This window comes from Kitasatospora sp. NPDC001119 (assembly GCF_053598475.1).
The window spans coordinates 176,751-197,799 of sequence record NZ_JBSFKI010000016.1; the positions used below are offsets into that span (position 1 = coordinate 176,751).

General features: G+C 74.7%; 14 protein-coding genes and 1 pseudogene. 8 read left to right on the forward strand and 7 right to left on the reverse strand.

Annotation, left to right across the window (positions count from 1 at the left end):
• Nucleotides 1–32 precede the first annotated feature (32 nt).
• Entirely contained in the window at nt 33–206 is a 174-nt protein-coding gene (locus tag ACWDD9_RS21405; RefSeq protein ID WP_158077773.1) for a hypothetical protein, read from the reverse strand.
• 274 nt (nt 207–480) lie between these two features.
• Here ACWDD9_RS21405 and ACWDD9_RS21410 point away from each other — a divergent pair, with 274 nt between their 5' ends.
• Nucleotides 481–2,793 (forward strand): DUF7927 domain-containing protein, encoded by a 2,313-nt coding sequence (locus tag ACWDD9_RS21410; protein ID WP_449812344.1) that lies wholly within the window; start codon nt 481–483, stop codon nt 2,791–2,793.
• 147 nt (nt 2,794–2,940) lie between these two features.
• Here the strand turns inward: ACWDD9_RS21410 and ACWDD9_RS21415 are convergent, their stop codons facing one another.
• From ACWDD9_RS21415 to ACWDD9_RS21425, 3 genes are all read right to left on the reverse strand, one after another.
• A complete protein-coding gene (locus tag ACWDD9_RS21415) occupies nt 2,941–4,884 on the reverse strand; it encodes a glycerophosphodiester phosphodiesterase (protein ID WP_449812345.1) in 1,944 nt (647 codons plus the stop codon).
• 220 nt (nt 4,885–5,104) lie between these two features.
• Entirely contained in the window at nt 5,105–6,202 is a 1,098-nt protein-coding gene (locus ACWDD9_RS21420; protein ID WP_049659082.1) for a baeRF3 domain-containing protein, read from the reverse strand.
• A 228-nt stretch (nt 6,203–6,430) separates the two neighbouring features.
• Entirely contained in the window at nt 6,431–7,021 is a 591-nt protein-coding gene (locus tag ACWDD9_RS21425; RefSeq protein WP_049659083.1) for a lytic polysaccharide monooxygenase, read from the reverse strand.
• Nucleotides 7,022–7,348: 327 nt separating this feature from the next.
• On the opposite strand from ACWDD9_RS21425, the gene ACWDD9_RS21430 reads away from it, so the two are divergent.
• The 7 genes and pseudogenes from ACWDD9_RS21430 to ACWDD9_RS21460 form a co-directional block, all read left to right on the forward strand.
• Nucleotides 7,349–7,816: a MarR family winged helix-turn-helix transcriptional regulator gene (locus ACWDD9_RS21430; protein ID WP_049659084.1), complete on the forward strand. Its 468-nt coding sequence runs from the start codon at nt 7,349–7,351 to the stop codon at nt 7,814–7,816.
• Nucleotides 7,817–8,034: 218 nt separating this feature from the next.
• Nucleotides 8,035–9,237, forward strand: a complete 1,203-nt coding sequence (locus ACWDD9_RS21435; RefSeq protein WP_449812346.1) for an MFS transporter — start codon at nt 8,035–8,037, stop codon at nt 9,235–9,237.
• Nucleotides 9,238–9,310: 73 nt separating this feature from the next.
• Nucleotides 9,311–9,736, forward strand: a complete 426-nt coding sequence (locus ACWDD9_RS21440; protein ID WP_449812347.1) for a GlcG/HbpS family heme-binding protein — start codon at nt 9,311–9,313, stop codon at nt 9,734–9,736.
• A gap of 50 nt (nt 9,737–9,786) precedes the next feature.
• Nucleotides 9,787–10,623, forward strand: coding sequence for an aldo/keto reductase (locus ACWDD9_RS21445; RefSeq protein WP_449812348.1), 837 nt, complete (start codon nt 9,787–9,789; stop codon nt 10,621–10,623).
• A 71-nt stretch (nt 10,624–10,694) separates the two neighbouring features.
• Nucleotides 10,695–11,708: a TIGR03571 family LLM class oxidoreductase gene (locus ACWDD9_RS21450; RefSeq protein WP_449812349.1), complete on the forward strand. Its 1,014-nt coding sequence runs from the start codon at nt 10,695–10,697 to the stop codon at nt 11,706–11,708.
• Between the two features lie 144 nt (nt 11,709–11,852).
• Complete coding sequence (locus tag ACWDD9_RS21455; RefSeq protein ID WP_449812350.1) at nt 11,853–13,850, forward strand: NHL repeat-containing protein; 1,998 nt, start codon at nt 11,853–11,855, stop codon at nt 13,848–13,850.
• A 189-nt stretch (nt 13,851–14,039) separates the two neighbouring features.
• A pseudogene (locus ACWDD9_RS21460) lies at nt 14,040–14,732 on the forward strand (MMPL family transporter); the annotation flags it as partial.
• A gap of 76 nt (nt 14,733–14,808) precedes the next feature.
• Here ACWDD9_RS21460 and ACWDD9_RS21465 read toward each other — a convergent pair.
• The 3 genes from ACWDD9_RS21465 to ACWDD9_RS21475 form a co-directional block, all read right to left on the reverse strand.
• Nucleotides 14,809–16,008 carry an RNA-guided endonuclease InsQ/TnpB family protein gene (locus ACWDD9_RS21465; RefSeq protein ID WP_380781268.1) on the reverse strand — a complete coding sequence of 400 codons (1,200 nt, stop codon included), beginning with the start codon at nt 16,006–16,008 and terminating at the stop codon, nt 14,809–14,811.
• Between the two features lie 193 nt (nt 16,009–16,201).
• A complete protein-coding gene (locus ACWDD9_RS21470; protein WP_449812351.1) occupies nt 16,202–17,536 on the reverse strand; it encodes a M14 family zinc carboxypeptidase in 1,335 nt (444 codons plus the stop codon).
• 135 nt (nt 17,537–17,671) lie between these two features.
• Complete coding sequence (locus ACWDD9_RS21475) at nt 17,672–20,791, reverse strand: phosphocholine-specific phospholipase C (protein WP_449812352.1); 3,120 nt, start codon at nt 20,789–20,791, stop codon at nt 17,672–17,674.
• Between the last annotated feature and the right edge of the window lie 258 nt (nt 20,792–21,049).

The following is a 21,049-nucleotide window of genomic DNA, read 5'->3' on the forward strand; positions in this document are numbered from 1 at the left end:
GTCGGCCGTGCCGGTGGTGGGTGGGTGGCCGGTCAGCCGTGCCGGTGGTGGCCGGCGCGCTCGACGAGCCGGGAGAGCCGGGCGAGGCGGGCCAGGCCCGGGCGGCGCAGGCCGCTGCCGCTGCGGCGGGCGGGCAGGACCAGTCCGGGGTCCGGGGCGGTGAAGTGCGCGTCGGCGTAGAGCCGCAGGCGTTCGCGACGGGTCATGGGGGCGACCTCCGGGGGGTGAGGGGTCGTCGGCTTGGGCGGGTTCCAGGAAACCGGCTGGGCCGGGGCGGGAACAATGCGTACCGCTACCCAATCCCCCGTACCGAATCCTGGGTACCCACCGCTCCCCCGGACCGGCGGACGGCACACCCCGGGCCGTCCGGCCACCGGTGTTGACCCGGGCGGGTGAAGAAACCACCCGTCAGGCTTCGATTCCCGCCGGCGCAGGTACGAGGTTCTGCTGTCCGTGTCGCCTCCCGACAGCGAGGTTCCCGTGTCACCTGTCCGACGGCTGCGGCCGCGTCCACCGCACGTCCTGTCCGCGCTGCTGGCGGTGGTGCTCGGTGCGGGCGCCGCGGCCCTGGCGCCGCCGCTCGCCGCGGGGGCGCCGCACACCGGGCACGCCCGGGCGGCCGCGAAACCGGCGGCCAGGGCCGCCGAGGCCGCCGCGCCGAAGCCGCGCGGGGCCGGGACGCAGCGTCCGATCGGCCCGGACCCGGTGGTCGACCTGCTGGCGCACGGCAACCTCACGATGGCCTCCAACTCGGTGCTGACCTGCGACGACAGCGACGGCACGGTCTGCTCGGACACCGAGGGCTCGAACAACGGCCGGACCAAGTTCATCAAGGTCGACCCGAACGCCCCGGGCCCCAACGCCGCCTCCGCGCAGCTGCTGCTGCCGGCCGGGGCGAACGTGCTGTCCGCCCGGCTGTACTGGCAGTTCAACCCGACCAACACCAGCACCGCGGGCGGCACCTCCGGGGACATCAACAAGGGCAACCAGGTGTCCTGGAAGGTCCCGGGCGCGAGCGGCTACCAGCAGGTCACCGCGGACACCTACGACTGGTTCGACCAGAAGGTCGGCGGGAACCCGCCGGAGCCCCTGCTGGCCGGCGGGGCGGTCAAGGACGTGACCGCCGAGGTCCGGGCCGCCGGCCCGGGCAGCTACACCGTCGCCGACATCCAGGCGTGCGCCGGCCGCTCCTCCGCGCAGAACTACGGCGGCAACAACGTCGGCTGCTGGGGCGGCTGGTCGCTGGTCGTCGCGTACGAGGACCAGGCCGAGCCGCTGCGCTACCTCCAGGTCTGGGACGGCTACCAGCTGCTGCGCGACCCCGACAACTCGACCACGCTGACGCTCGGCGGCATCCGCACCCCCGCCACCACGGCCCCGCGGGCCACCATGGGGATCACCGTCGGCGACGGCGACGCGCCGATCGCCGGGGACACCCTGGCGGTCGGCTCCACGCCGGAGAACCTGACCCTCCTGCCGATGCCCGGCCCCAACGGGGTCGGCACCGACAACGCGTTCACCAGCCGGATCGACCACGTCGCCGCGGACGGCACCGGCACCAACATCACCACCCGCGACCCCGACCCGGTCAACAACTACGGCTACGACGCCCGGATGATCGACGTCACCGGCAAGATCCCGGCCGGCAGCGAGCAGGCCCTGGTCCGGATCAGCGGCGCCGGCGACGCCCTGGAGCCGCAGGCCGCCTGGCTGGCCCTCGACGCCCTCGAACCCGACCTGCGGATCACCAAGGCCAACACCCCGCCCGGCAGCCCCGACGACAACCCGCCCGGCCTGGTCGGCCCCGGCGAGACCATCACCTACACCTTCTCGGTGGCCAACCGCCGCCAGGACGGCAGCAGCACGGACCTCGACACCGCCACCGGCGTCACCCTGACCGACACGATCCCGGCCGGCACCGCCTTCGTCCCCGCCTCCAACCCGGCCTGCCAGGCCAGTGGGCAGACCGTCACCTGCACCGTCCCCGACCTGCCCCCGGGCGCCGAGGCCAACGTCGCCTTCCAGGTGACCGTCGACGCCTCTACCGCCGTCGGCACCCACCTCGACGACACCGCCACCCTGCGCTTCGAGGGCAGCCAGACCCGGCGGGCCCAGGAGCGCACCAGCAACACCGTGCGCAACACCGTGGCCGCGGTGCCCGGCTACACCGTCCTCAAGACGGCCACCCCCACCACCACCAAGCCCGGCGACACCGTCCGCTACCGGATCCAGGTCACCAACACCAGCCAGGTCGACGCCCCCGGTGTCACCCTCACCGACGACCTGGCCGGCGTGCTGAACTCCGCCGCCTACGACAACGACGCCGCCGCCGACCGCGGCCAGGTCCAGGTCACCGGGACCACGCTGACCTGGAGCGGGGACCTGCCGGTCGGGGCCACCGCGACCATCACCTACTCCGTCACCGTGCGCTCCACGCTGACCGCCGACGCGGTGCTGCGCAACGCCGTCACCTCCATCACCTACGCGAACAACTGCGCGCAGGGCTCGACCGACGCGCGCTGCCGCACCGAGGTCCCGGTCACCGTGCCCAGCCCGAGCCCGTCGCCGAGCCCGTCGCCCAGCCCGAGCCCGACGTCCTCGCCGAGCCCCGGCCCGACGACCTCGCCGCAGCCGAGCCCGAGCCCGACCCACACTCCGCCGCCGGGCCACGGCGGCCAGCTGCCCGAGACCGGGAGCAACGCGGCCACGGTCCTGCCCTTCGTCGGCCTCGCCGCGCTCGGCGCCGTCGCGACGGGCCTGCTCCTGCTGCGCAGGAGCCGCCGCACCCGCTGAGCCCCGCACCCGCACGACCCCACGGCCGCGCCCACGCCCCCCGCGTGGGCGCGGCCCCGTGCTGTCGTCCGCCACCGGGCACGCCGCGGCCCCGCACTGCCGACGGGGGCGGTGCGGGGCCGGGGCGGTACGGGGGCGGGGCGCCGGTCAGCCGCGCGGGGCGGTGTCCAGGGCGCGGGCGTCGGCGGCGATCAGGCCGGCCCGGTCGGCGACGACGCCGCGGCCGGCCTGGTCCTCGGCCCAGGCGGCGAGCGGCTGGTACTGGCCCTGGCCGAGCATCGTGGTCAGGGTGGCGACGGCGTTGGGGTCGGCGCCGGAGGTCAGCACCAGGGAGGCCAGGCCGGTGGGGGTGGCGGCGACGGTGAACCCGGTGGTGGTCTCGGCGCGGCCGCCGGGGCCGGTGGCCTCGGCGCGCAGGGTGTGCCCGCCGAGCGGGAGGGCGGTGGCGTCCAGGGCGGTGCCGGGCGCCAGCTCCTTGCCGTCCAGGGTGAGGCGGACGGTGTCGGCGCCGGTGGACTGGACGGCGGTCACCGGCCGCGCGGCGCGGTCCAGGGTGGCGCCGGCGGCCGGGGAGGTGATCGCCACGGTGGGCGCGGCGGGCCGGACGGGGGCGCCGCCCTGGAGCCAGGCGCTGTTCCAACCGGCGAGCTCCGCCGGGCGGTTGGTGATGACGCCGTCGACGCCGGCGGCGTCCAGGGCCTTCCAGCGGGCGGCCGAGTCGACCGTCCAGACGTTGACCGCGACGCCGGCCGCGTGCAGGTCCTTCACCACGTTCGGGCGCGCGGCGAGGCCGGCGTCGGACGGGTTGTAGGCGGACAGGCCGAGGTCCCTGGCGACCGCCACCGGGTCGGCGTCGAAGTCGCCGCGCAGCAGGCCGAGCGGCAGCTCGGGGGCCAGCTCGCGGGTGTAGCGCAGGGCGTCGACCTCGAAGCTCTGGACGAAGACCCGGCCGGTCATGCCGTGGTCGCGGACCTCCTTGACGATCCGGGCGACCTCGTCGCGGCTGTGCTGGCCCTTGATCTCCAGCAGCAGGTTGCCGCCGCGGGTGCGCAGGTCCTCCAGCTGGGCGGCCAGGGTGGGGACGCGGGCGCCGGCGTAGGCGGGGCCGAACCAGGAGCCGGCGTCCAGGGAGTCGATCTGGGCGGCGGTCAGGTCGCGGATGCGGCCCTTGCCGTTGGTGGTGCGGTCGACGGTGTCGTCGTGCAGGACGTAGGGGACGCCGTCCTTGCTGGGCTGGACGTCGTTCTCGATCCACTCGGCGCCGCCGCGGCGGGCGATCTCGTCGGAGAGCAGGGTGTTCTCGGGGGCGGCGGAGGAAGCGCCGCGGTGGGCGAAGACGGTCAGCGGCGCGCCGGCCGGGCGCAGCCAGCCGCCGGGGGCGAGCGCGGTGACCTTGAGGTCGTCGAAGGAGACGGTGGAGCCGTTGACCACCAGGGCCTGGCCGCCGTCGGCGCTGCGGGCGACCAGGGTGGTGCGCAGGGCCTCCTTGCCGTCGAATATCCAGAGGGCGGTGGTGCCGTGGACCTCGACGGCGATGCGCACGTCGCGGCCGGTGCCGGCGGCGGTGGGGGCCGCGGCGGTGTTGGTGACGTTCCAGACGTTGGCGGGGGTGCGCTGGGCGAATTCCAGGCCGTTGGCGGCGGTGGTGCCGGTGCGCATGGTGGCGATCGACCAGGGGGTGACGCCGGACGCGGGGACGTCCAGGCCGAGGGCGGTCCAGCGGGCGTTGTCCTGGACGCTCTCGAAGCGGGCGGTGGCCTCGATGCGGAAGTCGTCCAGGTGGCGGCCGAAGGTGATCCGGCTCTGCTGCCCGGAGTTGGCGGAGGTGCCGACCAGGCGGCCGCCCTCGACCTTCCAGTCGCCCTCGACGGCGGTGAAGCCGGCCGGCAGGGCGGGGCCGGAGAAGTGCTCGTCGAGGACGACCTCGCCGGGGGCCGGGGCGGCGCCGGCCGCGGCGGCCGCGGGGGCGGCTTCGGCGGAGACGGCGCTGGGGACGTTCAGGGCGACGGCGGCGAGGCCGAGCGAGGCGGCGACGGCGGCGGCGAGCAGGCCGGTGCGGCGGGCCGAGCGGGGGCGGTGACTCCGTGTCATGCGCCGCAGGTTAGGGGCGATTGCCGAACCGGGCGCCACGATTCCGGGAACCGTTCGTGGCCGTTGCACGTGCGGTGCGCGAAGATGGCGGATTCCGTGCGCCGGTTGGCCGGTTCGTTTCCGTACGAGCGCGGCGGGTGCGCGGCGGGGCCGGGTGCGCCGCAGCCGCCCGCCGGGGTGGTGACCGGACGGGCGGCCGCGGTGGCGGTTCGGGGGCGGGTCAGTAGCGCAGGACGGCGGCGATCCGGCCGGCGTCGGCGAGGGTGTCGTCGGGGACGAAGCCGACCTTTCCGCCGGTGTCCAGGGCGCGCTCGATCACCTCGTCGACGATGTCCTCGCGGGCCCCGCTCTCGCCGGCCTCGGCGGGCACGAGGTGCTCGCCGTCGTCGCGCACGGTGGCGCGGAAGTTCTCCTCGACCACCAGGCGGGCGATCCGGCCCTGGCCGACGGCCTGCCAGACCTCGTCCAGGCCGGCCGCGAACTGCTGGGCGCCGCGGGCCTTGTCGAGCTGGGCGAGGTGCTCGGCGACCTCCTGGTCGGCGTGGGCGCGCACGGCGGGCTCGACCACCTTGCGGACGGTCTCCGCGTCGGCCTGGGCCAGGCCGCCGTGCGGCAGCTGGGCGGCGGCCTCCTTGGCGATCGGGCCGACGGCGTCCAGCAGGGCGAGCGCGGCGGCCTCGCCGACCACGTACAGCGGGCGGGGCGCGGCGGCCAGCAGCCTGCCCACCTCGGTGTCGGCCTGGCGCAGGAAGGTCTTGGTCGCCTCGTCGCGGAAGGTGCTGGGGGTGTCGCCGATCTGCTCCTGCCGCTCGGGGTCGGGGTTGTCGAAGACGCGCGTCAGCGGGAAGCCGTGCCCCTTGTCCTCGGTGACCCGCTCCTCGGTGCCGCCCCACAGCACCACCTTGTCGGCGGCCACCGCGAGCACCCAGTGCGGGCGCTCGGCGGCGTGCGAGGCGACCAGGTTGCGGGTGAGGAAGGTGTCGGACAGGACCACCCGGGCGGGGGCGGTGCGCCCGAGTGACCAGACCTGGTGCTCGCCGGGCGCGGCGAAGACCGCCAGGCCGTCCTCGGCGTGCACCAGGTCGACCTCCGTCAGGGCCCGGTCGAGCTGCTCCAGCACGTCGATCCGGTCGGCGCGGGAGACCTCCGGGTCGGCCTGGACGCGTTCCTTCGCCTCGGCCAGCAGGTTGCGCAGCCGGACCGGGTCCTGGGTGTTGTCCGGCTCGCGGCGGTGGGTGGGCATCAGGATCGACACCGCCGGGTAGGGCCGCGGCCGGCGCAGCTCGGCGAGGACGGCGGGGCTGAGGTCGGGGCGCATGGAGACCCTTTCCGAAGGCGGTCGGCCTTCTTGCGTGGACGCGCGGAGCCTTGGCACTGCTGCCAAATGTCGCCAATGTACCTATTTGCGGCTTCTGCGGCGCGCGAGCACGGACGGGGAGGGGCCTTCAGCACGAGGGGGCGGGCGGCCCGCCGGCGCCGTCCGGGTTCGGGCGGCGGCGTCGGCGGGCACGCGACGGCCGGGGCCGTCGGGACGGGCGGGGAGCGGTCAGAACTGGACGTCGGTGCAGGAGTAGAAGGCGTTGCCGGTGTCGGCGACGTCCCAGACGGCGACGACCACCTGGTGGCCGGTGCGGCCGGTGGGCAGGGTCGCGGTGTGGGTGGTGGTGGCGGCGGGCTGGCGGCCGTTGTAGGGGACGGTCAGGAACGGGGTCAGGTCCAGGGAGGCCCGGGTGATCGGCTGGCTGGCGTCGTAGCCGGGCTTGGTCAGGAAGTACCTGAAGCTGCTGGTGGAGTGCCGGGCCTCGATCTCCCAGGTGAAGGTGAGCTGCTGGCCCGCCGTCACCTTGGTGGTGGGCCAGCTGCCGCCCCGGGGGTTGTCCAGCGGGGCCCAGCGGGCGTCCGCGCCGGCGCAGATGGTGCCGTCCGCCGGGCCGCGGGTCGGGAAGCCCTTGGGGCCCTCGACGCTCTGCGGCTCCCACTGGATGTCGCCGCAGTCCCACGGGACGGCATTGGCCCCGCAGAGCGCGGAGCGGCTCGGCGGCAGGTTGATGAAGCCGTGCGACTGGGCCGGCAGGGCCGCCGCGATCGGCAGGGCGATCGCGGCCGCGGCGGCGGCGATCAGGTGGCGCTTGCGCATGGTGCTCCTCCGTGGGGGTGGATGGAGTGTGCGCCCGGCGCGGGGCGTGCGCGTGCGCGTGGGGGTGCGCACGGCGGTCTGCCCGAGACATGGCATGCCCGCGCCAGACCGGTTGCCCGACACCGTAGGATCTGCCTTCCCTCCGCGTCAATGGTCTGAACCATTTGCGCCAAAGCCGCGTGATGACTGGGCTCCGACCGGCATCCCGCAGCCCCACCCGCTCCCGAATCGCACGGGAGATTATTTGCACAAGCGCTATACAAGCTCTGGCCGATATTTCTGTTCATGGCTTATCCTGGACCCAGCCATACCCGGAAGGAGGGGCCCATGACCGCCACGGACCCCGCGCTCACCGCGCTCGCCAACGGCTGGGGCGCCCTGTCCCTCCTGCACGGCAGGATCGAGTCCCACATCGAACGCGCCCTGCAGGCGAAGCACGACCTGAGCGTGCGCGAGTACTCGCTGCTCGACGTGCTCAGCCGCCAGCACGACGACGAGGGCGGGCACCTGCAGATGAAGCAGGTCGCCGACGCGGTCGTGCTCAGCCAGAGCGCCACCACCCGCCTGGTCACCCGGCTGGAGGACCGCGGACTGCTGTCGCGCTACCTGTGTCCGACCGACCGCCGCGGCATCTACACCAACGTGAGCGAGGACGGCCTGAGGCTCCTGGAGCAGGCCCGGCCGACCAACGACGCCGCGCTGCGCGAGGCGCTCGACGAGGCCGCCCGCACCCCCGCGCTGGCCTCGCTGGTCCAGGCGGTCGAGGCCGTGGACGCCGCCGCGCCCACCCGCTGACCCCGGCCGGCCCCGCGCCGCCACGCCACTCCCCCGGGCCCGGCCCGTCCGAACCGCACACGCGGTCCGGACGGGCCGGGCCCGGCCGCGTTTCCGGCCTCCCGACCCCGACCCTATGGCGCGTGCCACCTATCCGCGTTTGCACTTATCGCGCGTCTGCAACTATTGTTAGGGCACGCAAGGCGCTAGCTCAAGCAATCACAGAAGGGTTCGGGCCCATGCCTCTCGCTCTCATCGCCCTGGCCATCGGCGCATTCGGGATCGGGACCACCGAGTTCGTGATCATGGGACTCCTGCCCCAGATCGCCGGCGACTACGGCGTCTCCATCCCCAACGCGGGCCTGCTGGTCACCGGCTACGCCCTCGGCGTCGTCATCGGCGCGCCGCTGATGACCGTCCTCGGCACCAGGATCAGCCGCAAGACCATGCTCATGCTGCTGATGGGCCTGTTCGTGGCCGGCAACCTGCTCTCCGCGTTCGCCCCGTCCTTCCCCGTGATGCTCGCCGGGCGCATCGTGACCTCCCTCGCCCACGGCGCCTTCTTCGGCATCGGCTCCGTCGTCGCCGCCGACCTCGTCGCCCCGCAGAAGAAGGCCGGCGCCATCGCCACCATGTTCACCGGGCTGACCGTCGCCAACATCGTCGGCGTCCCGCTGGGCACCTACATCGGCCAGGCCGTCGGCTGGCGCGCCACCTTCGCCGGCGTCGCCGCGCTCGGCGTGGTCGGCCTGCTCGGCATCGCCAAGCTCGTGCCCGCCATGCCCCGCGCCGAGGGCGCCCACCTGCGCCGCGAGCTGACCGCCTTCCGCAACCCCCAGGTGCTGCTCGCCATGGCGATGACCGTGCTCGGCTTCGGCGGGGTCTTCGCCGCGATCACCTACATCGCCCCGATGATGACCAACGTCGCCGGCTACGCCGACGGCTCCGTCACCTGGCTGCTGGTCCTGTTCGGCGTCGGCATGTTCCTCGGCAACCTGCTCGGCGGGCGCTACGCCGACCGCAAGCTGATGCCGATGCTCTACACCACCCTCGGCGGCCTCGCCGTGGTGCTCGCCCTGTTCACCCTCACCGCCCACAACAAGGTCGCCGCCGCCGTCACCGTCCTGCTGGTCGGCGCCCTCGGCTTCGCCACCGTCCCCCCGCTGCAGAAGCGGGTCCTGGACCAGGCCCACGGCGCCCCCACCCTGGCCTCCGCCGTCAACATCGGCGCCTTCAACCTCGGCAACGCGCTGGCCGCCTGGCTCGGCGGCATGGTGATCAGCGCCGGCCTCGGCTACACCGCCCCGAACTGGGTCGGCGCCGTCCTCGCCGCGGCCGCCCTGCTGCTGGCCTTCTGGTCCGCCGCCCTGGAGCGCCGCGACCGCACCCGGGAGGCCGCCACCACGAGCGCGGCTCCCCGCCACGCGGCCCTGCAGCACTGACCATCGACACCACCGGCACACCACCGGCCACCGCCCCGACCGGAACCCACCCCACCCCCGGAGAAGCACCACCATGAGCACCACCACCGCAGTCGCCCCGCTGACCACCACCGACGCCGAGCTCCTGGTCGACGCGGCCCGCAGCGCCGCCGAGGCCGCGGGCGTGCCGGTCAGCGTCACCGTCCTGGACGCCGGCGGCCACCTGCTCGCCTTCCGCCGCGACGACCGCGCCGTGCTGATCTCCGGCGAGACCAGCACCCGCAAGGCCTACACCGCCCTCCAGCTGAACGCCCCCACCGCCGACCTGGTCGACCTGGTCAAGCCCGACGGGCCGTTCCACACCCTGCCCACCGCGCTGGACCGCCCGCTGCTCTTCATCGCCGGCGGCATCCCCGTCCACCGCGACGGCCGGCTGGTCGGCGCCCTCGGCGTCGGCGGCGGCGCCCCCGCGCAGGACCACTCCTTCGCCGCCGCCGCCCTCGACCGGCTCGCCCGGTGAACACCCTCCGCCCCACCCCACCGACCACACCCTCCGAAGGAGACCAGCACATGACCACCCCCACCGTCCCCACCGTGAAGCTGAACAACGGCGTCGAGATCCCCCAGCTCGGCTTCGGCGTCTTCCAGGTCCCCGACGACCAGACCACCGCCGCCGTCGCCGCCGCCCTGGAGGCCGGCTACCGCAGCATCGACACCGCCGCCATCTACGGCAACGAGACCGGCGTCGGCCGCGCCCTGGCCGCCTCCGGCGTGGCCCGCGAGGACCTGTTCGTCACCACCAAGCTGTGGAACGCCGACCAGGGCTACGACGCCACCCTGCGCGCCTTCGACGCCAGCCTCGCCAAGCTCGGCCTGGACCACGTCGACCTCTACCTCATCCACTGGCCCACCCCGGCCCGCGACCTCTACCTCGACACCTGGCGCGCCCTGGAGCGCCTCGTCGAGGAGGGCCGCATCCGCGCCGCCGGCGTGTCCAACTTCCAGCCCGCCCACCTCCAGCGCCTGCTGGACACCAGCGCGCTGGTGCCCGCCGTCAACCAGGTCGAGCTGCACCCCGGCCTCCAGCAGGCCGAGCTGCGCGCCTTCCACGCCGAGCACGGCATCGCCACCGAGGCCTGGAGCCCGCTCGCCCAGGGCGCCGTCCTGGACGACCCGGCGATCACCGCGATCGCCGCCCGCACCGGCAAGTCCCCCGCCCAGGTCGTCCTGCGCTGGCACCTGCAGCTCGGCAACATCGTCATCCCCAAGTCGGTCACCCCGGCCCGCATCCGGCAGAACCTCGACGTCTTCGACTTCGAGCTGACCGAGCAGGACATGGCCGCGGTCGCCGCCGGCGACCGCGACCTGCGCACCGGCCCGCACCCGGACCAGTTCAACGCGAGCTGACCCCGCCCCACTCTCCCGTCCCGGGCGGTCGCACCGCCGCCCGGGACGGGATCTTTTGTGAAGGACCCGCCATGGCCCCGTCCCACCCCGCACTCGCCCGACTGGCCCCCGCCGACGGCCGGCTGACCATCGGCCTGGAACTGCCCCTGGACAACGACTGGGGCCAGGACCGCGGCCGGGCCGACCGCGCGGCCGGCCGCCCCTTCGGCGTCCCCGACCTCGCCGGGCACGCCCGCCTCGCCGCCCTCGCCGACCGCCTCGGCTTCGCCGCCCTGTGGGTGCGCGACGTCCCGCTCTACGACCCCGTCCGGTTCGGCGACGCCGGCAGCGTCTTCGAGACCTTCACCCACCTCGGCCACCTCGCCGCCCTCACCCGCGACGCGGTCCTCGCCACCGGCGCGGTCGTCCTGCCGCTGCGCGAGCCGCTGCTCGTCGCCAAGGCCGCCGCCACCGTCGACGTGCTCTCCGGCGGGCGCCTGCTGCTCGGCCTCGCCAGCGGCGACCGCCCCGTCGAGTACCCGCTGTTCGACCGCGACTTCCACGGCCGCGGCGCCGCCTTCCGCGCCGGCGTCGAGACCCTGCGCGCCGCCTGGCGCCCCGGCCCGCTGGAACTGCCCGCCGCCGGCCTCGGCGCCGAACAGCAGCTGGAGGTCCTGCCCCGGCCCGTCCACCCCGAGGGCATCCCGATCGCCGTCGCCGGCGGCGCCCAGCAGAGCCCCGAGTGGATCGCCGAGCACGCCGACGCCTCCCTCAACTACCCCCGCGACCCGGACGCGCTGCGCACGCGGCTGCGCCAGTGGCGCGACCTCGCCGGCGACAAGCCCTACCTGACGCCGATGGTCCTCACCCTCGCCGAGGACCCGGCCGCCGCGCCGCGCCCCATCCGGCTCGGCCTCAGCACCGGGCGCACCGCCCTGATCGAGCACCTGGAGCTGATGGCCGAACTCGGCGTCGCCCACGTCTCCTTCAACCTGCGCCCCAACGACCGCCCCGTCGACGAGCTGCTCCAGGAGCTCGCCGAGGAGGTCCTGCCCCGCTTCGCCGCCCCCGCCCCCTCCGCCGCGGCGGCCGGGCAGCGCGGCTGAGCCGGGGACGGGCCCCGCGCCGGCTCGCCCGTACCGGGCAATTTCCGCCGCGTCCCGCGGCCGGATGCGCCCGGGCGGCCGGCCGGTGTGGCAGGTAGGGGGACGAACCGCCGTTCGTCCCCCTACCGCCGAAACGGAGCCCCCATGCGCCGACGCCGCGGCGTCCTGCTGACCGCCGCCCTCCTGGCCCAGCTCGCCGCCGGACCCTCCCACGCCACGGCCGCCGCCCCCACCGGCCAGTGCGGGGTGGTGCGCAGCGGCGACACCCCGCTGGGCGGCGCCGAGGTGACGCTCTACCAGGCCGGGGACGGCGCGGGCGCCGCGCCCCGGGTGCTGGCCCGCACCCGCAGCGCGCGGGACGGGCGCTTCGTCCTGGACTACCGCCGCCCCGAGGACCCGCGCGCCGTGCTGTACGTGCTGGCCGGCCTGCCCGGGCCCGGGGGCGCACGCGGCGCCGGCGGGCCGGCGGTGCTCGCCGCCGTCCTGAGCGGGGCCGGGGCGCCGCCCGAACTCGTCGTCAACGAGCGCACCACCGTGGCCGTCGCCTACGCCCTGGCCCGCTTCACCGGCCCCGACGGCGTGGCCGGCCCCGACCCCGGGCTGCGCAACGCCGCCGCCGTCGCCCACAACCTGGCCGACACCGGCACCGGCGGCATCGCCGCCCCGCTCGCCGCCCCGCCCAACGGCGCGCTCACCTCGACCCTGGCCGAGTTCAACACCCTCGCCGACCTGCTCGCCGCCTGCGTCGACGGCGCCGGCGGCGGCGTCGGCGACCCCTGCGACCGGCTGCTCGACCTGGCCCGGCGCCCCGGGCACGAACGGCCCCGCGACACCCTGCGGGCCGCCGTGGACATCGCCCACGACCCGGGCCACAACGCCGCCGAGCTGTTCGCCCTCGCCGCCACCGCCCCCCGCTACCGGCCCGCCCTGCCCGCCGCCCCCGAGGCCTGGACCGTGGCCCTGCGCTACGACGGCAACGGCCACGAGCTCGACGGCCCCGGCAACATCGCCTTCGACGCCGACGGCAACGCCTGGGTCAGCAACAACTACCGCTACGGCGCCGACCCCACCGTGCCGGTCTGCGGCGGCGACACCGTCCTGAAGTTCACCCCGGACGGCCGGGATGCCCCCGGCGCCCCCTACCGGGGCGGCGGCCTGTACGGCGCCGGGTTCGGCGTCACCGTCGACGCCCGGGGCTCCGCCTGGGTCGCCAACTTCGGCTTCCAGGGCCATGGTTGCCCGATCGACCCGGCCCCGCTGGAGCGCAGCCTCTCGCAGTTCGCCCCGGACGGCACCCCGCTCTCCCCGCCCGAGGGGTGGCGCGCCGACGGCATCGTCCAGCCCCAGGGCCTGGCCGCCGACCGCTCCGGCACCGTGTGGGCGGCCGGCTGCGGCGCGGACAGCGTGACCCGCGTCCCCGACGGCGACGCCACCCGCGCCCGGGAGGTCCCCACCCCCGCGCTGCACAAGCCCTTCGGCGCCGCCGTCGACCCGGCGGGGCGGCTGTGGGTCAGCGGCAACGGCAGCGACAGCGTGCAGGTCCTGGGCCCCGACGGCACCCTGGAGCGGGCGGTGACCGGCGGCGGGCTGCGCCGCCCGCTCGGCATCGCCACCGACAGCCGGGGCAACGCCTGGGTCGCCAACAGCGGCATCCTGCCGGTGCCCTGCGGCGACACCACCGCCGGGGACCTCGCGGACGCCGCCGTCGCGGGCGACACGGGCCCGCGCCCGGGCGCCTCCGTCACCCTGATCCGCTCCGACGGGACCCCGGCCCCCGAACCCTTCACCGGCGGCGGCCTGTTCCTGCCCTGGGGCGTCGCCGTCGACGGCGAGGACACCGTCTGGATCGCCAACTTCGGCGGCCACCGCGTCGCCCGGCTGTGCGGCGTCGACCTCACCGCCTGCCCGCCCGGCTTCACCACCGGCCAGCCGCTGTCCCCGCCCGACACCGGCTACCCGAGCGACGGGCTGGAACGCAACACCGGCCTGCGGATCGACCCGTCCGGCAACGTCTGGCTCGCCAACAACTGGCGGACCCTGCCCCTGCAGACCAACCCGGGCGGCCACGAACTCGTCGTCCTGGTCGGCGCCGCCGCGCCCGTGCCGGCCCCGGGGCTCGGCGGGGCCGCCGCCCGGCCCTGACCGGGGACCGGCCGCCCCTCCGCCCGGCGGCGCGGTCCCACGGGCCGTGCCGCCGGGCCGGGCAGAGGAGCGTCGAAGCCCCCGGGGCCGTAGGGGCGACTACCCGCCGGTACCGGTGGCGGGCCGCGGGCCGTCGGGGACACTGCGCCGAATCGGCGCACCGCCGTGCAGGAGACCCGGGAGCCTTCCATGCCGCCGTCCGCCCGCCCCGCCCCCTCGGCCGCCGCGCCACCGGCCCGGCGCTCGGCGCTGCGCCGCCTGGGCGAGTGGTGCGCGCGCCACTGGCTGACCGTCATCCTGCTGTGGCTCGTCGCCCTGGCCGGCGTCCAGGCCGCCAACCGGGCCGTCGGCGGCTCCTACTCGGACGACTTCTCGCTGCCCGGCACCCAGGCGCAGCAGGGCCGGAGCGTGTTGCAGGCGCACGAGCCGGCCGCGGCGGGCACCAGTTCCCAGGTGGTGCTGCACGACGCGGCGCAGCTGACGGGCTTCCAGCCGCAGATCGCCGAGGCGGTGGCGGCGCTGCAGCAGCTGCCGCACGTGCTGTCGGTGCAGAGTCCGCTGCCGCCGCCGGGGCAGGGCCCGGTGCCGGGCGGGCCGCTGTCCGCCGACGGGCTGACCGGGTACCTGACCGTGCGGTTCGACACCAATCCGACGCTGCTGGGCAAGGACTACCTGCCGGGGGTGGACGCGGCGGTGGCGCCGCTGCGGGCGGCCGGGGTGCAGGTGGAGTACGGGGGGCCGCTGGGCGAGTTGGCCCGGCCGGCGGCGGACGACCGGTCCAGCGAGGTGATCGGTTTCGCGGTGGCGGTGGTGGTGCTGCTGGTGGGGTTCGGCAGTGCGATCGCGGCGGGGCTGCCGCTGCTGACGGCGCTGGTCGCGGCGTTCATGGTCGGCAAGCACGAACAAACGTGGTAATCAAGATGGTGACTCCTTCCCCGGCTAAAGCTGGGACTTCTCGCTAACCCTTCCGGGCGTCGCGACGGACCAGCCCGGCCCGTAGAACGTTGATGGCTCCTACCGTGTCAGCGTGGGCCTCATGATCGCAGGCGACGCAGTGGAAGGCTTCCTGAGTGGGCCGGTTCTCCTTGGCGACATGTCCGCAGTGGGGGCATGTGCGAGAGGTGTTGCGGGGGTCCACAGCGATGACTTCCCGTCCGGCGCTCTCAGCCTTGGCGTGCAGGATCGTCAGGAACACCCCCCAACCGGCATCCGATATCGAGCGGTTGAGCCCTGCCTTCGCGGAAGCGCCGTTCGGAAGGAACGCGCCGGGCCGGTCGGGGTCGGGCTTGGGCGCAGGGGTGCGCACCATGGTGCGGATCGTCAGGTTCTCGTGGGCGATGACGTCGTGCGCCCTGATCAGGTCAAGGGCAGTCTTGTGGGCGTGGTCGAGTCGCCGGCGGCGAACTTTGCGGTGAAGGTCGGCCACCCGTTGGACGGCCTTTCGACGGCGGTTGCCACCTCGCTTGCAGCGGCTGAGGGCCTGCTGCGCGGCTTCCAACTTGGCGCCGGCCTTCCGGCCATGGCGAGGGTTGGGCACGAACCCGCCATTGGAGTCGGCAAGGAAGTTGGCTATGCCCATGTCGACGCCGACCATGCTGCCGGTCTTCGGCAACGGCTCAGGTGTGGTCTGTTCGACGGTCAGCACGACAAACCATCTACGGCCCTCGCGCTTCACCGAGACCGTCTTGACCTTGCCGGCTACCGGTCGGTGCCGGTTGACCTTGACGTGCCCCACGCCCTGGAACCGGACGCGAGTCACGGGGTCGTGCGGGGTGGAGTCCCAGCGGCAGCCGTCGCCGTCCTTGGGGAAGTCCACCGTGTCGAACCGGCCCACCCCGCGGAACCGCGGGTAGCCAGGCCTCTCACCGGACTTGACCCGCCGGAAGAAGCCTGCGAACGCCTTGTCCAACCGGCGAAGCGTCGCCTGCTGCGAGGAAAAGGACCAGCGGCCCTGACATTCCGGGTCGAACGACCGGATCTCCTTGAGCTGTGCGGACTGCTGCCCATATGTGACCGACGTCTTCGACACATGCCGGTAGGCGTCCCGGCGCTCCTGCAACGCCCCGTTGTACAGCGAGCAGTGATCCCGCAGCATCTCGGCCAGTGCCTGCGCCTGGCCTACGGTGGGCCGAATCAAGAACTTGTATGCACGGATCATCCGGCCCACCCTCCTCTCAGCATCGGCATCAACATGCCACATGCCACTGACAGCAGCACGCATGACGGGCAACGACGTGACCTCGGCTACTGCTGGTGCCGGCGGTGATGACGCTGCTGGGCTCGGCGGCCTGGTGGACGCCGCGGTTCCTGGACCGGGTGCTGCCGCACATCGACACCGAGGGCACCAACGCCTAACTCGCCGGGTGGCGCAGGGCGACGGCGGCGCGGACGGTGGCGGCCTGGTGGGCGGCCTGGCGGGCGACGGGGAGCCAGACGGGCTGGAAGGTCCGCTGGTACTGGGCGCACCAGTCGCGCAGCAGGTGGTCGAGGCGGGCGGCCTGGGGTGCGGCGGGGGCGCCGGCGACGCGGACGGCGCGGCGCAGCAGGGCGGCGGCGCGGACCGGGACGCGGTGGGCCCACAGGTCGATGCCGGTGAGGCGGGCGCGGGTGATCGGGGTCTGTAGGAGCTCCTGTCCGTGGCCGTCCGGGTCCCATGCGTCGGCGAGTTGACGCAGGGCGGTGAGCGGGGTGCGGGCGGCGCGCAGCAGGGGGGTGTCGGGGTTTCGCACGTAGGGCAGGGCGGCGTCGAGGAGTGCGGTGAGGAGTGTGCCGCGGTGGCGCAGGCGGTCGGCGCAGGTGCGCAGGTACAGGCGGACGGCGGTGGCGGGGCGGTTGTCGCCGAGGTGGGCGCTGGTGAAGGCGGGGACTTCGACGAGGACGGTCTGGCCGCCGTGGCGCTGGGGGGCGAACCAGGTGCCGGCGCGGGCTTCGTCGGCGCCGTGGTGGGGGGTGAGGACGCCGGTGGTGGTCTCCTGCCGGTCGATGTGGTGGGGGGTCATGAGGTAGAGGCCGGGGCCGGATTCGTGCAGGCGGAAGGTGTCGAAGTTGCCGGTCTCGACGGGGATGCCGTGGTGGGCGGCGGAGCGGGCGAAGGGGTGGGCGAGGGCGGCGGGGTCGCTGGTGGCCTGGAGGAAGGTGCCGCCGACGTCGGTGCTGTGGAGGGAGAACTGGAGGGTGGGGCGCAGTTCGTCGATGAGGTCGAGGAGGGCGCGGCTCTCGGGGAGGTCGGCGCCGGCGGCGGGGGCCCATTCGGGCTGTTCCTCGGCGGCGGGGCGGTAGTAGTGGGCGAAGTAGTCGGGCAGGGTGCGGGCGTGGCGGCTGCCGTCGGCGAGGTGGGCGCCGTCGGGGTCGAGGCAGAGCAGGAAGTGCCAGGCGAGGTACGGGTGTTGGGCCGTGAGGGCGTGGTGGGCGAGGTCGTTGACGGCGGCGCGGGCGGCGAACTCGTCGGCGTGGGCGCCGGCGACGACGAGGAGGTTGTGCGGGGCGCGGCCGGTTCCGTGCGGGGCGGGGCCGACGGTCAGCAGGGTCAGGGGGCGTCCGGCGCGGGAGGTGCCGACGGTGCGCACCCGGCAGCGGTCGGGCCGGTGGGCGGCCAACTGGTGGGCGGTGGCGGTGAGTTCGTCGAGGCTCGGGTAGCGGTCGTGGAGTCGGGCGGCCCGGCCGGCCGGGGTCGTCGTGTCGGTCACCTTCGGTTTCCTCCCCTGTGGTCGTGGCAGTAGTTCTACCTGGCACGCGGGGCCGCCGGTACGGGTCGGGCCCGCCCGGGCGCGGTGGCTCGGGCGGGCCCGGTAGGGCTGGAGGGACTGGAGGGGCCGGCGGGGTCAGTCGGTGACGGGGCGGGTGTCGAGGCGGATGTGGTCGACGGCCCAGTACCAGTTGTTGCCGGCGTCGTACATGCGGAACCGGAGGGTCACCGAGCGGGCTCCGGCGGGGACGGCGAGGCTGCGGGTGATCCGGGTGTTCTGGACGTCCTTGCCGGCGTTGTCGTTGCCGGTGGCGTCGGAGCTGTAGGCGAGCAGGCGGGTCTCGGTGCCGTTGTCGAAGACGGCGGTGACGGAGGCCTTCTGCGGGGCCTCCTGGCGGTAGTGGGAGTCGAAGGCGAGGTGGAGGGTGTCGGTGCCGGCCGGGATGGCGACGGCGGGCGAGACCAGGGTGGAGTCGAAGACGCCCTTGCGGGAGGGCGAGCCGGTGTCGTCCCAGTCGTCGGGGTCGGCGACGGCGACGACGCCCAGGGCGCGGGTGAAGTTGCCGCGGTCCTGGGCGCCGAGGGCGGCCCATTCGCGCTTGGTGTGGAAGGTCCAGCCCTGGAGGCGGACGGTGCCCTGGGGCATGGCGGGGGCGTTGACGACCGTCCAGCCCTTGGGGGCCTGGGCGGTCCAGCCGAGCAGGCCGGATTCCGGCTTGAGGGCGTCGGCGAGGGATTCGAAGTCCTCGTCGAGGAGGTGGCCGGTCATCGCCGGGGCGGGGCGGGCGGCGAGTTCGCCGTCGGCGAGGGCGAGGCGGCCGTCGGCCTGGGCGCGGGCGGTGACCAGCAGGCGGTGGGTGGCGCCGGCGGGCAGTTGGGCGGGCGGGGTGACCTGCCAGACGGCGGTGGCGGTGGCGCCGGCGGCGAGCTTGTCGGGTGCGGCGGTGACGGTGGTGGCCGTCCAGCCGGGCGGGAGCAGCGGCTGGGTCTCCAGGCGGGTGAGGGCGGTGGTGGCGGTGAGGGTGGCGGTGACGGTGGCGGGGCGGCCGGGCAGCAGGACGGGTTCGTCGATGGTGGTGGAGGCGGCGCCGAGGGCGAGGTCGACGGTGAGGGGGTCGGCCAGGCCGAGGGCGGGGTCGGTGACGGTGCGGTCGTCCCAGGGGAAGCGGCCGGCGATGCGGCGGCGGAAGGCGAGGTCGCCCTGGACGGCGACGGCGACGTCGTACCAGCCCTCGGGGCCGACCTTGAGGTTGACGGTGCGGTCGTCGCCGGCCGCGACCCGTACCTCGCGCAAGCCGTCGCCGTAGGCGAGGTCGCCGACGAGGAAGGTCTGGGCGGTGCGCGAGCGGTTGATGACGTCGACCTCCAGCACCTTGCCGCCGCCCTCCTCGGAGAGCGAGACCTCGTAGCCGGAGGCGGTGTCGCCGCGCAGGTGCCACAGGGCGCCGTCGGGGCCGTGGACGCGCAGGTCGTAGCCGGCCGGGCCGACCTTCCAGACGTCGGACAGGCGGCTCCGGGCGGCGACGGTGTAGTGCTTGGGGGCCTCGCCGGGGGCGGGGTAGACGGCGAAGACGGCGCCCTGGCGGCCCTGGTTGACGAAGTCGAGGGTGAGTTCGTCGCCCTTGAGGCGGGGCTTGACCAGGAGGTTGTAGGGGGCGGGGCGGGAGGAGCGGGTGCCGCGCTGCTGCCGGGGGAAGGTCTGCGGGCTGGGCACGGTGGGGGCGGGGAGCTTGCCGGTGTCGTCGACCTTGCGGCGGTTGCCGCTGGTGTCGGGCAGTTGCGGCCAGGCGGGGTTGCGGCCGGAGAAGTCGAAGACGTTGGTGAGGTCGCCGCAGACGGCGCGCCGCCAGGGGCTGATGTTGGGTTCCTGGACGCCGAAGCGCTGTTCCAGGAAGCGCAGGACGGAGGTGTGGTCGTAGACGGTGGAGTCGACGACGCCGCCGCGGGTCCACGGGGAGACGACGACCATCGGCACCCGGACGCCCAGGCCCATCGGGTAGGGGCCGGAGACCAGGGTCTCGCCGGCGGGGAGGGTGGCGGACCAGGTGAGGGTGCCGTCGGCGGCCTTGACCCGGTACTTCCCGTCCTGGCCCACCACCCGGTGGTAGGTGGAGCCGCCCTTGGCGACGCGGACGACGACCTCGCCGTCGACCGGGACGTTGGACTTGCCGCGGCCGTCGGCCAGCGGCGGGACGGGCGGCAGCTGGTGGTCGAAGAAGCCGCCGTGCTCGTCGTAGTTGAGGATGAAGACGGTCTTCTGGAACACCTCGGGCTTGGCGGCGAGCGCGGAGAGCAGCCGGGCGGTGAGGTGTTCGCCGTTCGGCGGCGCGTAGTTGGCGTGCTCGGACAGGGCGGCGGGGGCGACGATCCAGGAGACCTGCGGGAGGCGGTCGGCCTGGACGTCGGCGGTGAAGGCCTCGACGAGGGCGTCGCCCATGGCGAACGGGTCCTTCGCCTTGGCCGGGTCGCCGACGGCGCGCATGCCGCGCTCGTACAGCGGCTCGCCGGGCTTGGCCTTGACGAAGGGGGTGAACCAGGCGAGGGCGTTGTCGTCGAAGTTGTCGAGGGCCTGGTAGGTCCTCCAGCTGACGCCGGCCTTCTCCAGGCGCTCGGCGTAGGTGGTCCACTCGTAGCCGCCGGGGATCTCGGTGTTGTCGGTCACCGGGGTGTCCCGCACGGTGCCGCCGCTGGTGCCGGTCATCGCGTGGTCGCGGTTGGTGTTGGTGTTGCACTGCGTCGAGGAGTAGTAGGCGTCGCAGACCGTGAACACCGAGGCGAGGGCGTGGTAGAAGGGCATGTCGGCGGGCTCGTAGTAGCCCTGGCCGAGCCAGCCGGAGGAGCGGCGGGTGACGGAGCCGTCGGCGCGCCCGTCGTTCCAGGCGCTCATCGAGTCGCCGTAGCCGAAGGACGGCGCGCCCTGCTGGTAGGCGCTGGTGTGGGCGGCGTTCATCGCGAAGGGCAGCAGGTAGCCCTCCTTGCGGCCGGGGTCGGGCTGGTGGAACACCGAGCGGCCGTCGACGCCGCGTACGGCGGTGCGGTCGCCGAAGCCGCGCACGCCCGCCAGGGTGCCGAAGTAGTGGTCGAAGGCGCGGTTCTCCTGCATGAACACCACGACGTGCTGGATGTCCGCCAGCCGTCCGGGCCGGGCCGGTGCGGCGAGGGCCTGCTGGACGCTGATGGGGAGGGCGGACAGCACCGCGGCCGCCGCCGCGCCGCCGAGGACGCTGCGGCGCGACAGTTCGGGCTTCGGACTCATCGGGGTGGGGCTCCTTGCTGACGGACCGCGGGTCTTCGGTACGGGGGCCGGCCGCGCGGTTCGGACCGGACCCGTTATGTGTACGAGACCGAAGTGGACGCGGCCGTGGTGTCCGATGACCGGCCGATGACCGTCAGGAGGCTCCGAGCTGTACAGACAACTTGACGTCATTTGATCAAGGAAGGCGGCCGGTGCGGGGAAAACCGCCGGACCGCCGCGCCGTCCGGTGGATCATGGAACCCCTGATGTCCCGTCAAC

Coding starts and splice junctions, on each gene's coding strand:
- ACWDD9_RS21425 (WP_049659083.1), bottom strand. CDS start 7,021: ATGCGCAAGCGCCACCTGATCGCCGCCGCCGCGGCCGCGATCGCCCTG.
- ACWDD9_RS21465 (WP_380781268.1), bottom strand. CDS start 16,008: ATGATCCGTGCATACAAGTTCTTGATTCGGCCCACCGTAGGCCAGGCG.
- ACWDD9_RS21435 (WP_449812346.1), top strand. CDS start 8,035: ATGCCTCTCGCTCTCATCGCCCTGGCCATCGGCGCATTCGGGATCGGG.
- ACWDD9_RS21430 (WP_049659084.1), top strand. CDS start 7,349: ATGACCGCCACGGACCCCGCGCTCACCGCGCTCGCCAACGGCTGGGGC.
- ACWDD9_RS21475 (WP_449812352.1), bottom strand. CDS start 20,791: ATGAGTCCGAAGCCCGAACTGTCGCGCCGCAGCGTCCTCGGCGGCGCG.
- ACWDD9_RS21450 (WP_449812349.1), top strand. CDS start 10,695: ATGGCCCCGTCCCACCCCGCACTCGCCCGACTGGCCCCCGCCGACGGC.
- ACWDD9_RS21445 (WP_449812348.1), top strand. CDS start 9,787: ATGACCACCCCCACCGTCCCCACCGTGAAGCTGAACAACGGCGTCGAG.
- ACWDD9_RS21440 (WP_449812347.1), top strand. CDS start 9,311: ATGAGCACCACCACCGCAGTCGCCCCGCTGACCACCACCGACGCCGAG.
- ACWDD9_RS21405 (WP_158077773.1), bottom strand. CDS start 206: ATGACCCGTCGCGAACGCCTGCGGCTCTACGCCGACGCGCACTTCACC.
- ACWDD9_RS21420 (WP_049659082.1), bottom strand. CDS start 6,202: ATGCGCCCCGACCTCAGCCCCGCCGTCCTCGCCGAGCTGCGCCGGCCG.
- ACWDD9_RS21415 (WP_449812345.1), bottom strand. CDS start 4,884: ATGACACGGAGTCACCGCCCCCGCTCGGCCCGCCGCACCGGCCTGCTC.
- ACWDD9_RS21455 (WP_449812350.1), top strand. CDS start 11,853: ATGCGCCGACGCCGCGGCGTCCTGCTGACCGCCGCCCTCCTGGCCCAG.